Source organism: Paenibacillus sp. MER 99-2 (assembly GCF_023714095.1).
Taxonomy (GTDB): domain Bacteria; phylum Bacillota; class Bacilli; order Paenibacillales; family Paenibacillaceae; genus Paenibacillus.
This window is the reverse complement of sequence record NZ_JAMAUZ010000004.1, coordinates 232,611-247,828: the sequence shown is the minus strand read 5'-3', so window position 1 is coordinate 247,828 and position 15,218 is coordinate 232,611. Positions and strand designations below refer to the sequence as shown.

General features: G+C 45.6%; 13 protein-coding genes. 6 read left to right on the top strand and 7 right to left on the bottom strand.

Annotated features, from left to right (window positions below):
* The first annotated feature begins 199 nt into the window (after positions 1-199).
* The 5 genes from queC to M3636_RS19555 all read left to right on the top strand — a co-directional run bounded on the left by queC (position 200) and on the right by M3636_RS19555 (position 4,699).
* Positions 200-880, top strand: a complete 681-nt coding sequence (gene queC / locus M3636_RS19575) for a 7-cyano-7-deazaguanine synthase QueC (protein WP_251383766.1) — start codon at positions 200-202, stop codon at positions 878-880.
* A complete protein-coding gene (gene queD / locus M3636_RS19570; RefSeq protein WP_128100640.1) occupies positions 877-1,368 on the top strand; it encodes a 6-carboxytetrahydropterin synthase QueD in 492 nt (163 codons plus the stop codon). The genes queC and queD overlap by 4 nt, the downstream gene beginning before the upstream one ends.
* A complete protein-coding gene (queE, locus tag M3636_RS19565; RefSeq protein WP_251383695.1) occupies positions 1,361-2,110 on the top strand; it encodes a 7-carboxy-7-deazaguanine synthase QueE in 750 nt (249 codons plus the stop codon). Before queD ends, queE begins: the two co-directional genes overlap by 8 nt.
* Positions 2,111-2,143: 33 nt before the next feature.
* Positions 2,144-2,635 carry a preQ(1) synthase gene (gene queF, locus M3636_RS19560; RefSeq protein WP_128100638.1) on the top strand — a complete coding sequence of 164 codons (492 nt, stop codon included), beginning with the start codon at positions 2,144-2,146 and terminating at the stop codon, positions 2,633-2,635.
* Between the two features lie 795 nt (positions 2,636-3,430).
* A complete protein-coding gene (locus tag M3636_RS19555; RefSeq protein ID WP_483311532.1) occupies positions 3,431-4,699 on the top strand; it encodes an MFS transporter in 1,269 nt (422 codons plus the stop codon).
* 777 nt (positions 4,700-5,476) lie between these two features.
* On the opposite strand, the gene M3636_RS19550 is transcribed toward M3636_RS19555, so the two are convergent.
* The 7 genes from M3636_RS19550 to M3636_RS19520 form a co-directional block, all read right to left on the bottom strand.
* Positions 5,477-5,965, bottom strand: coding sequence for a prolyl-tRNA synthetase associated domain-containing protein (locus M3636_RS19550; RefSeq protein WP_251383693.1), 489 nt, complete (start codon positions 5,963-5,965; stop codon positions 5,477-5,479).
* 37 nt (positions 5,966-6,002) lie between these two features.
* Positions 6,003-6,848 (bottom strand): EcsC family protein, encoded by an 846-nt coding sequence (locus M3636_RS19545; protein ID WP_145407330.1) that lies wholly within the window; start codon positions 6,846-6,848, stop codon positions 6,003-6,005.
* A 217-nt stretch (positions 6,849-7,065) separates the two neighbouring features.
* Positions 7,066-8,049: a glycoside hydrolase family 43 protein gene (locus tag M3636_RS19540; protein WP_128100635.1), complete on the bottom strand. Its 984-nt coding sequence runs from the start codon at positions 8,047-8,049 to the stop codon at positions 7,066-7,068.
* An 803-nt stretch (positions 8,050-8,852) separates the two neighbouring features.
* Positions 8,853-10,274, bottom strand: a complete 1,422-nt coding sequence (locus tag M3636_RS19535; protein WP_251383692.1) for an arabinan endo-1,5-alpha-L-arabinosidase — start codon at positions 10,272-10,274, stop codon at positions 8,853-8,855.
* A 53-nt stretch (positions 10,275-10,327) separates the two neighbouring features.
* On the bottom strand, positions 10,328-11,170 hold the full coding sequence (locus tag M3636_RS19530; RefSeq protein ID WP_128100634.1) for a carbohydrate ABC transporter permease: 843 nt from the start codon (positions 11,168-11,170) through the stop codon (positions 10,328-10,330).
* A gap of 27 nt (positions 11,171-11,197) precedes the next feature.
* Positions 11,198-12,088: a carbohydrate ABC transporter permease gene (locus M3636_RS19525; RefSeq protein ID WP_128100633.1), complete on the bottom strand. Its 891-nt coding sequence runs from the start codon at positions 12,086-12,088 to the stop codon at positions 11,198-11,200.
* Positions 12,089-12,279: 191 nt separating this feature from the next.
* The gene (locus tag M3636_RS19520) at positions 12,280-13,623 is read right to left on the bottom strand and encodes an ABC transporter substrate-binding protein (protein WP_128100632.1); all 1,344 of its coding nucleotides are present in this window, start codon (positions 13,621-13,623) and stop codon (positions 12,280-12,282) included.
* Between the two features lie 600 nt (positions 13,624-14,223).
* Between M3636_RS19520 and M3636_RS19515 the strand changes: the two genes are divergently transcribed.
* Positions 14,224-15,141, top strand: coding sequence for an ArsR/SmtB family transcription factor (locus tag M3636_RS19515; protein WP_251383691.1), 918 nt, complete (start codon positions 14,224-14,226; stop codon positions 15,139-15,141).
* The last annotated feature ends 77 nt before the right edge of the window (positions 15,142-15,218 follow it).

Below are 15,218 nucleotides of genomic sequence, written 5' to 3'. Positions count from 1 at the left end.
CAATGCTTTTGTGTTGATGACACAAACAAGTATGTACGTAAAAAACTAAGGACACTGGATTGGAAATCCGCTTTTTTGAAGCGATTTGCAAGAAGGTGTGTTTTTTGATGGATGTTAGTTCATGGACTTCTCTGTTCTTCCGACACCCTATGCCTAAGTGCATGGCGTGATCTTAAGAAGATGGAGAGGTTTTTTTATGTTGAACGAAGAAAAAGCAGTCGTTGTTTTCAGCGGCGGTCAGGACAGTACAACTTGTTTATTCTGGGCCAAACAGCAATTTGCTGAGGTTGAGGTGGTTACGTTTGATTACGGACAGCGCCATAAGCTCGAGATTGAATGTGCCTCAGCTATTGCTAAAGATCTCGGTGTGCAACAGACCGTGCTCGATATGAGCCTGCTCAATCAGCTTGCCCCTAACGCGTTAACTCGTGATGATGTGGAAATTACACATAATGAAGGCGAGCTGCCTAGTACTTTTGTGGATGGACGTAACCTGCTGTTCCTTAGCTTCGCTGCTATTCTTGCCAAACAAAAAGGCGCACGTCATCTCGTCACAGGTGTATGTGAAACCGACTTTAGTGGATATCCAGATTGCCGAGACTCATTTGTTAAATCAATGAATGTCACTCTTAACCTGTCGATGGATTATCCGTTCGTGATTCATACGCCCTTGATGTGGCTGGACAAAGCCCAAACTTGGAAGATGGCAGATGATCTCGGTGCCTTTGAATATGTACGCGAGCGTACACTTACTTGTTATAACGGTGTCATTGGAGATGGCTGCGGAGAATGCCCTGCTTGTAAATTGCGCAAAGCTGGATTGGATCAGTACTTGCAGCAACGTACAGCAACAGGACACACGGGAGCGGATGTGCGATGAGAGAGCCCGGAACATTCCGTATTGTTGAGCGGTTGCAGCGGATTGACGAGGACATCCTGCCTACACAGCTAAGATATCATCGCAAACGTGTACTGGTCAGTAAGGAGTTTACTTTTGACGCGGCACATCATCTGCATTGTTATGAAGGCAAGTGCAAAAACCTGCACGGTCATACGTATAAAGTTATTTTCGGCATCAGCGGTTATCCGGGTGAAACCGGGCTGACGGTTGATTTTGGACATATTAAAGATATATGGAAAACACAAATCGAAGGTTATCTGGATCACCAGTACCTCAATGAAACACTGCCCCTAATGAACACAACGGCGGAAAATATGGTCGTATGGCTGTTCGAACAGATGGAACACGCGCTTCAGACGGAGCCATATGCGGCACTCACTGAAGGCGGACGTACGGAGTTCGTAAGACTTTATGAGACACCTACCAGCTATGCCGAAGCGAGACGGGAGTGGATGATCGATGAGTAGCAGCTCCAGTCAAGCTACGCGCATTCCTGTAATGGAAATATTCGGCCCTACCGTTCAGGGGGAAGGTATGGTCATCGGGCAGAAAACGATGTTTGTCCGCACTGCCGGCTGCGATTACCGTTGCTCCTGGTGTGACTCTGCTTTTACCTGGGACGGCAGCGGCAAAGACCAGATTCAGAAGATGGCACCTGAGCAGGTATGGGAGGAATTGCGCCGCGTTGGCGGATCACGCTTCTCCCATGTCACCATCTCTGGTGGTAATCCTGCCCTGCTCGCTTCGCTGGATGGCTTAGTTAAGCTATTGCGTGAGCATCACATCCGTACAGCTGTAGAGACACAAGGTTCTCGCTGGCAGCCATGGCTGGCAGACATCGACGAAGTCACCGTCTCGCCTAAGCCGCCAAGCTCTGGCATGGATACGGATTGGAACGTGCTGGATGATGTGATCGCAAGGCTCGCCGCAGGTTCACCAGAGCGAAGTCATAGTCTGAAAATCGTCATCTTCGACGAGACAGACCTGAACTATGCCCGGCGTGTGCATGCACGTTATCCGGGAACCGATTTATTTTTGCAGACAGGTAATCCGAATGTGACATCAATGGATACGCCTGATCTTGCGGCTTCTCTGCTCACTCGTTATGAGTGGCTGATCGACCAAGTCAGTGCAGCTGACGATCTAAATAACGTCCGTGTGCTTCCTCAGCTTCATACATTGGTATGGGGGAACAAGCGCGGCGTCTGAGATATATAATGAAATAAGGAGCGTTATAAACCAATGAGACAACCTGATGAAATGCAAGATATCACGTTACTGGGTAACCAGAACGTAAAATATACCTTTGAATACGATCCGGGAATTCTGGAAAACTTCGATAACAAGCATCCGTACCGCGATTATTTTGTTAAATTCAACTGCCCGGAGTTCACTAGCCTGTGTCCCATCACGGGTCAACCGGATTTTGCGACAATCTATATCAGCTACATTCCTGATATCAAAATGGTCGAGAGCAAATCCCTCAAGCTGTATCTGTTCAGCTTCCGCAATCATGGAGATTTCCACGAAGATTGTGTGAACATCATCATGAACGATCTGATCAAGCTGATGGATCCACGTTACATTGAAGTGTGGGGTAAATTCACACCGCGCGGCGGCATTTCCATTGACCCGTACACCAACTACGGTAAACCGGGAACAAAATATGAGCAAATGGCTGACCACCGTATGATGAACCATGATATGTATCCAGAGACGATTGATAATCGTTAATCGATAACGCACCGGAAGCCGAGCCCTTCAATGATGGAGGAGCTCGGCTTTTTTGGCTTTTTGAGACATGTAGAGGATGGTTTGGTTTTTTTGATTATAAAGATTTCCCCTTTTCTCGGTCTATCCAGTATCTTGTTCAGTCGCCACGTCTACGTGCACAAGTAGTTACTCCCCATTCGGATCGCTCATTCTTCCTTCAAATGTTTCATCTTCCGAATATAGTGCCGTAACATAAAGATATTAAACATTTGATAAGTGACAAAAAGTACGATCGCAAAAGTCAAAGATTTAGGTGCCACATATATCGCAAAAAAAGTGGCCACGGCCATATAGATAATAGTCATCACTACATTTCGCCTGGCAAGAACATAGGGGCTCAGCTGCTTCATATCGACTTATCCCTCCCAGCATTTTGGAATAGTGCCGTTGGATTCGCGTTACACTCGACTACTTTACGTTACATGAAGCCATCCGCTTTTGGAAGGTACATATGACAAAAGGGTACTTTTCTACTATATATGAAGCCGTTCACTATAGAAGGTAAGGTAATCAATAACAGTTAAGCATCTTGCCCCCACCACAAGGCATTGCAAAATTCGATATTAATTTTTCTTACCAACCCCATATTTCAATCCTTCACCCTTTTCGAGAATAAAGATAGAAACGGCCTAAACGATTTCCCTGTTCCCCTTGCCCACCTATTAAATCTATCCTATTATGTAACAATATGCTTAAATCACATCAAAAGGCGCTGATCCCTCGTGACCGCGACCAAAGGAGAACATGAACATGTCCATGCAAACCTCTTTACCCAAAGACGCAACAGCTCGATCTCAGGCACCCTCCGGATTGGATGCTCAACGCACCGTATACCGGATATTAATTGCCATCAGTCTGGTGCATCTGTTCAACGATTCCATTCAGTCGGTTATTCCGGCAATCTTCCCGATTCTGAAGGATTCGATGCATCTCACCTACACGCAGATTGGCTGGATTTCCTTCGCTATTAATTTCACGGCCTCCATCATGCAGCCTGTCGTTGGATGGTTTGCCGATAAGAAGCCAACCCCTTCCATTCTACCGATCGGTATGGGCTTCACGTTTACAGGGATGCTCCTGTTGGCCTTTGCTGATAACTATATGGCCGTTCTCATTTCTGTTATTTTTGTCGGGCTCGGCTCCGCCGCCTTCCATCCCGAAGGCTCTAGAGTATCTCATATGGCCGCTGGCGCACGTCGTGGTTTGGCACAATCGATCTTTCAAGTTGGAGGCAATGCAGGACAATCTTTGGCTCCACTGCTAACGCGTTGGATCTTCATTCCGTTTGGTCTCTTCGGTGCTATTGGATTTACAGGTATTGCAGCAGCAGGTATTGCCGTACAGATCTACATTGCACGTTGGTATGGACGGATGCTGAAATCAGGCAGTTACTTGCGAAAACAAGCAGCAGCACGCCGAGTTCCTAACCGGGCATTACGTAAGAAAATCGCTGCAGCGATTACGATTCTGATCTTGCTCGTTTTTGTCCGCTCCCTATATATCGCAGCGATTGGCAGTTTCTATACTTTTAATCTTATAGAAAGTTTTAACCTTTCTACACCTGACGCACAAATTTACATTTTCCTATTCCTAGCAGCAGGAGCACTGGGTACCTTCTTCGGAGGACCACTTGCCGACCGATTCGGCAAACGCAATCTTATTTTCCTATCTATGGCGTGTGCTGCTCCATTAACGCTGTTACTGCCGTACGCTAATCTGTTCTGGACAGGCGTACTGCTAACCATCATCGGGTTCATCATGTTATCGAGTTTCTCGGTTACTGTCGTGTACGCACAAATGCTGATCCCGGGCAAAATCGGTACCGTCTCGGGTCTGATCACAGGTCTAGCCTTCGGTATGGGCGGTCTAGGTGCACTCGTACTGGGCAACTGGATTGATGTATTCGGCGTATCACCAGTTATGCAGGTGTGTAGCTTCTTGCCACTGCTCGGAATATTGACCTTCCTGCTTCCTTCAGATCAATTGCTGAAGCGTTGGTCAGATGAGAACGGTAGCGAAGAGTAAAGAAAGATAGATGAGCAAGCGCGGGCTGGTACGTGCTTGGACTGTGTGACGATGCCTGGACGTACCAGTGCTTACTTAAACTCAAATGAAAGAGTCTGAGCGTTCTGGAACTCACTTGAACTTGGTAACAGTACCTGAGCCGTACTAGAGCATTCGATCTGGACGGCTCTGGACGTTCTCTTTGGATCTCTATGGTTCTGTACGGATCTGTCGGATCTGGACGGCTCTGAGCGGTTCTTTGTGGTTCGCTGTGGTTCTGAACTGCGCTCGACCTTACTTAGCGGGTTTGATCGTTACTAGATTACGTTCGACATTACGTTCGACAATGGTCAACCACATTAATCGTCTCTAAATCCGTCTGTCCGTGTTCTAACGAACCTGACAACTCTTATATTCACAATTACCGCTGATTTCCCGATCTAACGAACCTGAGCATCGTTATTTCCAAATATCGAGTAGATAATCCTTCATAACGAGGCTAAATATGGAAAATGAAGCTTCTGAGATTCGTTAGAAATACTATTGAGTAAAATATCGCCAATTAGCGTCTATTGGATTCGTTAGAATTCATAGATAGATAGGTAACTAGTTAGTTAGTAATACCATTAGCAAAGGGTTCCTGCCAATCTGTACATACAGAGCGGTAGGAACCCTTTTCTTACATTTTTTTGTTTGAGTTGGTTGGTTGATTGGTGGCAACCTGACCACCTAACCACCCTTTTCGCGGGACAGGATACCGTGTACTTAACTTCCTTCATACCTCATACTTCACACGTTTTATTCAATGTCACACATGACGATGCTACTGCCATGAGCTGTAATCAATGCCTTAACATCTTCAAATTCAAGGAATACAGTCGCTGTATTTTCCATGGGATGAATTCCGATTTTTTGACCGACTAGATCCTTGTCAAAGACTACGGTTACGTTTTGCTGAACATTATTGAGAACTCCCATCGGATTCACATGTCCTTTTTCCAGTCTGAGGAGTTCCAACAAATCCTTCTCACTAGCAAAGCTTAGTTTGCGACTAGGGATCGTTTCGCTTAAACTTCTCAAATCAACGGACTTCGTTCCGGCTATAGTCACCAGATAATAGTTTCGTTTTTTGTCATCACGTAGAAATAGATTTTTCACGATATGCTCTGTATGTGGAATTTGATAAGAGAATATTTCCTCCATCGTATATACTGCTGGGTGTTCAATACTTTCGTATTCTATATTATTACTATCTAATAAGTGGTAGAAACCTTGTTTGTCTAACATGTTTGTTCCTCTCTTTCAGGCAGACCTTATTAAAATCTCATTTTAATCGTTGAAGAATTAGCCGTTTTTTGTAGAGCATTTTGCCCGTCTCGGCTACATCTCGAATCGTGTTTTTATTGCTCACCGAACCAAAGATCATGCCGGCAATCGGAATGAGTTGAAATAGCTTTTTCCATCCAAAGGATTCACGATAGGATTCAAATACCTCCCGCCACCCTTGCATTTGCGACATGACCTCAACCTGTTTATCAGGATTCTCGTAATCCGTCAGTTCATCGATGATTGCCTTCTTACCTACGATATCCGCCGATGTAAATTGCAGACACTTCACGATGAAAATACGCTCCTGTGGCTCATCTGGATCATAACCATAACATAACGCCATCTCCTGCAATACTTTCAAAGAAAGCCCCATCACCATTGGAATATCCGCTGCAATCGTCACGATGCCACCAATGCCTGTTGCCGCTCCTTGTGCTGCCGCAAACTTGGTACGACTCTCAGCAATGTTATCCGCTACGCGATCCAACACTTCAAGAGGCAGGTTCTCCACACTGTGAATTTTCGCTGTGTCCTCTTCCTCAGCTTCCCGTTCAAGACGATCCGTATGACCTAACATCGAATGACCTGACCGCTGAGCTTCCTCCTGCAGCAGCTTCGCCACCTTCTTCTTCTGAACGAGAAATTTACCACCATGCTGTACATACTGTCCTACTTCATTAAGCGAGTTTCCAATCTTATCTTTCAATGCCTTAGGCATAACTTTGTCTAACATAGCAAATGGCAGACGACCGATTTTGTCCCAAATGAACAAGTCCTTCTGCTCTTTCTCCCATTTATATATCTGCTCTAACTCCTGATCCAACGTCTCGCGTGATTCCATATATTGTCCTCCCAGCATGATATACATGAACTAAAAATCTGTAGTCTATCTATATATCAACTTCATTTATAGGTTGTATACGTGAAAGGTGCAAGAACGGATTCAATTCATGCCTTATGTTAGTTCAAACCTTTTTACAATAACAAAAGAAGCCCTTAATCAGATATTATACTGACCAAGGGCTACTTCTATTGTTTACATTTTATCAACTATCAAATTATTGTTCCACTCCAGCTACAGCTTTACCATCTGGAACAGGAACACCAAAATCAGGTGTACCGTCCTCTCTCCAGCGGATTACTTGAGCACGAGCATGACGATTAGGATCATAGAGCGGATCCCCCTCAATCTCTTTGTAGTTACGAGCATGATAAATGAGGATATCCGTCTGCCCATCTGGCGTTACGGTAAAGCTGTTGTGGCCTGGGCCATACTGGCCGTTCGCTTCACATGTCTGGAATACCGGTTCAGGTGACTTCACCCAGCTTGCTGGATCGAGCAGATTGGCATTCTCATCCGCTGTGAGTAATCCCATGCAATAGTTATAATCTGTCGCGCTGGCTGAATAACCAATGAAAATGCGTCCATTCCGGTGCAAAACAGCTGCACCTTCATTGACTTTGAAACCGATGATCTCCCAATCATATTCAGGTGTGGAGATCATGACCTGTTCTCCGCGCAGTGTCCACGGATTTTCCATCTCGGAAATATACAGGTTAGAGTTACCTGGAATATCCGGGTCTTTCTGTGCCCAGACGAGATAGCGGATGCCCCGATGCTCAAACGTCGTAGCGTCCAAAGCAAAGCTCTCCCAGCGCGTCAACGTCTGCCCTTTCTCCACCCACTCACCCTCCAGTGGGTTCGCAGATTCATTTTCCAGTACGTACATCCGGTGATCAAACAAACCTTCATTCGTCTCACTGGTATGTGCTGCGGCAAAATAGATATACCACTTTCCGTCGATAAAATGAATCTCAGGTGCCCAGATATTGGCGCTCATCGGCCCAGTGTCGCGTTTGTGCCATGCCGTCACCGGCTCCGCATCCTTGAGCTCCTCAATTGTGCGCGCACGACGGATTTCGATCCGGTCGAATGCAGGCACAGAAGCGGAAAAATAATAGTAACCATCCGTATGGCGATACACCCACGGATCGGCACGCTGTTCCAGAATAGGATTGGTAAATGTAATGGATTGTGTCATAAGATTGCTTCCTTTCTATTTGGCATTGGTTTGAAGAGAACGATATAAGCTGGAGAAAACGAGCAAACCTGGGCGTGAGGGGCATCGCGGACGTTCCGAGGTAGGATGGGCCTGCGTCGCTTTCTTGTCCTCGGATTTCCTTCCATCTGCTCTTCAGCAGTTGAAATCCGAGGACAAACACGCTCCTTCGGCTCCTTCCTTCCCCTTCACTGCTTGATGCCCCTTCAAGGCGAAGCTTTGCGCTTATTCATGCGCGCTTCTATAAGTTCTCATCGAACCATTGTTGTGGCTCGATAAGTTGTGGACATTCGACTACCTTCCTGTCGACTGCACCTGAGCAAGAGAGGGGCAGCGCGGACGTGCCGGGGTAGGATGGGCCAGCGTCGCTTTCTTGTCCTCGGATTTCCTTCCATCTGCTCTTCAGCAGTTGAAATCCGAGGACAAACACGCTCCTTCAGCTCCTTCCTTCCCCTTCACTGCTTGATGCCCCTTCAAGGCGAAGCTTTGCGCTTATTCATGCGCGCTTCTATAAGTTCTCATCGAACCATTGTTGTGGCTCGATAAGTTGTGGACAGTCGACTACCTTCCTGTCGACTGCACCTGAGCAAGAGAGGGGCAGCGCGGACGTTCCGGGGTAGGATGGGCCTGCGTCGCTTTCTTGTCCTCTGATTTCCTTCCATCTGCTCTTCAGCAGTTGAAATCAGATGACAAACACGCCCCTTCGGCTCCTTCCTTCCCCTTCACTGCTTGATGCCCCTTCAAGGCGAAGCTTTGCGCTTATTCATACGCGCTCTATAAGGTTCTCATCGAACCTCTTCGCTCAGTTGTTTCCCCCATACGGCGATGCCACGGTTATTCAGACCTGTGACCACAAGAGCTGGCTTGCTCAGTTCCCAGTCCCACGACGGGATCACTTGCAGCTCCTCTGTGGATGCTCCGTTTGAATTACGTTCCTTCCACTCAATCGTGAGTGTATGTTTACCATCGAATGTCCACGTACCTGAATCGTTTTCGCTTGTGACTTTGCCGTTACGCTGCAAGGTGAACGGAGATGCTTGAACCTGTCCGTCAACAGACGGATCAAGCTCCATACCTTCCCATTCCCCAGCAATCATCGACTTAGGAATATCCTGTACTGTCTCGCCAGCATAACGTTCGGGGGAGACGACTGGCCAGCCATCCTTCGTCCATAACATCTTGCGCACATGCAGGTACGGCCAGTTTTTATCCGTCTCCCCTCTGGCATGATGCACGATGTAATAATCGTCACCGTCTTGCAATACAGAATTATGACCGGGAGCAACCCAGCCCTCACCCTCTGTAAAGCGATAACCACCTACCACCTTGGTTCCAATCTCGTATTGTGGTAGATGCTCTGTATCAAGCATGTTCATGCCGTTTATATCCGTGTACGGGCCTGTAATTGAATCAGCACGCGCGACCCTTACGTTGTAATCCTCGAACAAGGAATCATACGAGACAAATAGATAGTATTTTTTGAACTCAGGATGGTATACGATGTACGGTCCTTCTACTGCCCCCTCTTCGGTTGCCCGATCACGTGCGGCAATGCGAGTACCATAACCCTCTTCCTTAAACTTGCCCGTGTCTGGATCGAGTGGCGCAATATAAATACCATCGAAGAATGAGCCGTACACCATCCACGGATTGCCGTCGGCATCCAACACAGGATTCGCATCAATGGCATTTAGTTTATCCTGTTCGTTCTCCAATGTGCTCACTACAAGTCCTTCGTCTTTCCAAGGCCCTTCTGGAGAAGTGGATGTCTGCAAACCAATGGCTGACCGCGTGCTGCCAAAAGTAGAAGCCGAGTAATACATGCGGTACGTATCCCCTACCTTCGTAACATCCGGTGCCCATAAATTCACGGCTCCTGTCCAGTCCAATGCTTCCTGCGGAATGCCTGGCAGGGCTTGACCTACCCACGTCCAGTTGATGAGATCCTGCGATTTTCGCACCATCACGCCAGGCTTAGGTTCTCCGGCAACACGAACGTCCGTGGAATATACATAGTAACCCTGATCTGTTTTGATAATCGCTGGGTCGTGGGCATTATTTACTGTCCAACGAGACTCATCATCCAATATGGAAGTATCATACAGCAAGGTATCTTGTGGTTCCTCAGGGAAGGTCGGGCGAGGCACCTCTGCCCCCGCCCCCTCTCCAGAACAACCCGTCGCACCAATCAACATAATCAACAGCATTGAAGCAAACACTCCTCTCTTGTTTATGTTCCAGCCACGCTTTCTCAACGAGATCATCCTTTTACTCCAGAGATCGCAACAGATTCAATAATTTGCTTCTGGAAGACTAAGAAGACAATGAGTACTGGGAGCAAAGCAACGATGGACGCAGCCATAATGAGCGGATAATCCGTCTGTATCGCATAGGTCGCATTAAAGTTTGCGATAACAAGCTGTAAGGTCTGCTTCTCCGGTGAGTTCAGGTAGATAATTGGAGCCAGATAATCATTCCAGATTCCCATGAACCACAGAATTAACTGTGCTGCAATCGCAGGTTTGATCAATGGGAAGGTAATGCTGGAATAGAGCCGGAAATAAGAGCTTCCATCAATTTTGGCTGCTTCTATAATTGCATCTGGAACACTAAGCAGATATTGCCGCAGGAAGAAGATCATAATGACGTTACCGAACAATCCGGGTACAATCAGCGGCAGTAATGTATCTACCCAGCCCAACTTAGAGAACATCATGAATTGTGGAATCATGACAGTTGGATAAGGAATCATCATGGATGCAAGTAGAGCTAGAAACAGTTTGTTTTTATGTGGAAATCTCAATTTGGCAAAAGCAAAAGCGGCGATACTGGACGTAAACGTACCCACCACAGTAACACTCAATGCAATGATCAAGCTGTTTTTGATCCCGCTGAGTAACGGGCCAGCTTCCCAGATTTCTTTATACTTTTCAAATTGGAATACTTCTGGAATCCACACAGGAGGAAGTGCAAATACATCCTGTTTCTCCTTCAACGACGTGGACAGCATCCAGATCAATGGGGCAACCATTGCTATAGCACCAATCGCGAGTACGATAAAAATAATCGAGTTCGTTACTTTCCTTCTTTGACTGTAAGACATCTCCGGTTCACTCCTTTCCCTTGACCATCAATCCCCATCATAGGCTGATCTTTCGTTTAATTTGAATTGCACCAAAGTAATGACAAAGATGAAAACACCAAGAATCATGGCCATTGCTGAGGCATAACCCATTTGCAGGTTGCTGAACGCTTTTTGCCAGATGTAGAAAACGATCGACGCCGATGAATACTCAGGACCGCCTGTAGGGGTCATAATGTTCATCTCGGTAAAGATCTGGGAGCCACCAATAATATTGGTAACCACGAGGAAAAAGGTCACTGGCTTCACCATCGGCCAGGTGATGTTACGGAAAATCTGGAACCCGTTCGCTCCGTCCAGCTCAGCTGCCTCGTAGTATGTACGTGATACGCTTTGTAGGGCAGCCAGATACAGCAACATCGTGTACCCCAGACCTTTCCACACCGTCATAATAATGAGAGCTGGTTTGACTGTATCTTTGTTAGCCAGCCAGTTAGGCCCTTCAATACCGAAGAGCGCAAGGAACTGGTTAACCAGTCCATAATCTCCGTTATAAGCCCAGTTCCACATGATGGACACGGCTGCAAGAGAAGAGATAACGGGAATATAATAGATCACGCGGAACGTCGTTGTACCAGGAATTTTGCGATTCAAGCCCATTGCGAGCAAGAGTGCAAGTAACAATCCAATCGGAATCCCCAGCATCAGATAAAAGGTGTTAAACATCGCTTTGTAAAACAGATCATCTGTGAGCAAATCCTTAAAATTGGCTAAACCGATAAAGTTCATCTGTCCCAAGCCATCCCAATCCGTGAACGAACCGTACAACGAATATAAGAAAGGGAACAGAACAAAGATCAGCAGACCGAGAATTGGAGGTGTAATAAACAAATATCCGTACAGCCTCTCTTTGCGATACAAGCTAGACTTTGTATTCACTGCGCTCACCCCTGTTTCTAATATCAAGTATGGAATCCAAAAATGATGCCAGCAGCGTGATAGCAGGCTGCTGGCATCGCTTTTCTATGCAACACGAAACTACCAACTTAACTCTGATCCACTTTGTGCAAGTCGCTTCCTCGCTTCTTGTTCGGAGCTTCCGACATACTCTCGTTGCTTATCTTATTAACTTATTTCTGTGATTTCTTCTCTTGCTCTACCGCTTTGTCCAACAGCTTCTGCATTTTCGGCTGTTGCTGCTTCACATACTCTGCGGCTGTAATTTTGCCATCCAGCACAGGCTGAACGTCTGTGAAGAACAGATCGTACCACTCTGCGTTATACGTGTAGTTCCCTGGAAGAGAGCGACCATAGTCCTCAACGATATCAAGGAATTCCTGTTTATTCGCTGGCTTCGTTGATGTATCTTTGGCCCATTCATCAGCCATGTCGAGCAGGTTTGGAATCTGTACTTTGGCATCGACAAGCTGCTGCATTGCATCCTTAGAAGCTGTAAGGTAATTCACCAGTTTAGCTGCTTCTTCAGGGTATTTCGTTTTGGCGGAAACACCGATACCCAGGGAACCAATCCACGTTGCGGACTTACCACTAGAACCAGCTGGGAATGGCAACAGATCATATTCGAATGGCAGTCCTTCAAACGTACTCATATCCCACGGACCTACAGGGAAGAATGCCATTTCCCCTTTCATCCAACGTTGGTACGTATCCAGTGTTTGTGCTTCTTCAATAGACGGTGTGATTTTGTATTTATTCTGCATGTCTGCGAAAAATTGTAGCGCTTCCGCAAATTTCGGATCATCAATCGTTACTTTTGTTTTGGTCTCATCCAACCAGTCAGCACCATTACTCCATACGAAGGATTGAAGCGCCCAGTTTACGTTGAAGCCTGTACCAAATACATCCGGTTTGCCGTCTCCGTTCGTATCTTTCGTTGCTTGCTGATTCACTTGAATGAACTCATCCCACGTATATGGCTTGTCTTTGTCTGGAAGTGGAATGCCTTCTTTTTCAAACAGCGTTTTGTTATAACCAAGTGCGAATGGACCAAGATCTTTCGGCATACCGTAAAGGTCTCCTTGTCCTGCCATTTGGCCATCGTAACGATATAAATCCACACCATATTTCCAAATATTATTCAGATCCACATCCGGGTTATTTTCAACATAAGGAGTCAGATTCATCAGTACGTTGCTGTTCACATACGCTTTCACGTCACCAGGGTTAAAATAAAAAATATCTGGTAGGCTATTGCCCGTGATCGCCGCTCTCAGCTTGGTAGCATATTGATCCGCAGCCGTTACAATCAACTTAACTTTGATGCCAGGATTTTCTTCTTCAAACTTTTTGACGACCGCTTGATAAGCCTTCTGTTCATCTGTACCGCCTCGGAACATAAATGTCAGTTCTTTGTTACCACTCGCCCCACCGCTATCTCCACCGCAACCTGCTAAGACAAGTGCAGTAACCAGCATAAGAAGCATAAACGTGACCCAACTCTTTTTCTTTACCATCTGAACCCCTCCTGATCTGAATTTGTAACCGTATTCAATTGCGTGAAATAAGATTTCTGTTGTTAAATTTATCAAATACTATTCACTTTAGTCAATACTTTATTAAAACATTTTACATTTTTATAAAATAAAATATGTTTGGGAGTATTATTTAGAGTTCATAACCGTTGATTTACCTATGATTATAATCATTTAAAATTTCGATACCGGGGAGGTGATAGAGGGTATCTTCGAAGTTTTGTTAATCAAATGGTTCATTTGATTCATGAAGTTCTAAACTATTTTAGATATAATAAGATTATAAAAGCGGTTACAATACTTTTCAATGGTTTATTTCAAAGATTAATGAAACAATTCAAATGTTTTATGTAACACTAAATTGAGAAACGCACCTTCATTTTGATAATGAATCGTACGATAATAAAGAAGAAAGGCTTCCTGTCTCTGCCCTTCCCATCTATCTTATAATCATTTATACTTATCTAAAATAAAATATAGAAATGTGCACTAACCTATCTAACAGTACGTGTTCAAAAAGGATGGTTTTCAGTACCGAGAGAATAACCTATCTAACAGTGAACGGGGAAAGGACCAACACATATGATTTATATTAAGGATCTGATGTCGGGTGTGAACATCTTCAAGGCCCTCAGTTCGGAGATTCGGATACAGATCATTGAACTACTGGCGAAGAACCAGAGCCTTAATCTCAATGATCTTGCGACCAAGCTCGGACTTAGCAATGGAGCAATTACGATGCATATCAAAAAGCTGGAGGAGAGCGGTCTTATCGAAATAAACACCGCTGTCGGCAAGCACGGAATACAGAAAATTTGCTATCTCAATGAGGAAAAGCTCATGGTAGATCTGCGCTCGCAAGAGATTAGCAACCGTTATGAAGTAGAGATTCAAGTGGGACATTATAGTGACTACCATGCTGCTCCTACATGTGGACTTGCGACTCGGGACAGTATCGTTGGGGAATTCGATGACCCGCGTTATTTTGCAGATCCATTACGAATTGATGCGGAGATGATCTGGCTTGCGGAAGGCTATTTGGAGTATCGCGTTCCTAATTATCTGAAGCCGAATCAGTCATTCAGTGAGATTCAGCTCTCCATGGAACTCGGTTCAGAGGCACCTGGCTATTGCGATAACTACCCTTCGGATATTTACTTTTACATCAACGGTATCGAGATTGGCTGCTGGACGAGTCCAGGTGATTTTGGTAATACACGTGGAACGTTCAATCCAGACTGGTGGCCGCCTCATCTCAATCAGTACGGTATGCTGAAACTGATCCGTATCACGCAGGAAGGTAGCTATATCGACGGTTGTCGCATTTCGGATGTTACGTTAGATGATATTGGGCTGGACTACAAAAGCGATATCCTCTTCCGGATTGCGGTAACAGAAGAACCTGTCAACAAACGGGGACTCACGATTTTTGGCAAACATTTCGGCAATTATGGCCAAGGTCTACTCGCCCGTGTGCTCTACAATGTACAAGAAGATTAGTACAATCTTACCTTACAATGAGTAAGAAGATCACCAAAATTTCTTCATATCAGTGCTGGGCTTTACAGCCTGAATTT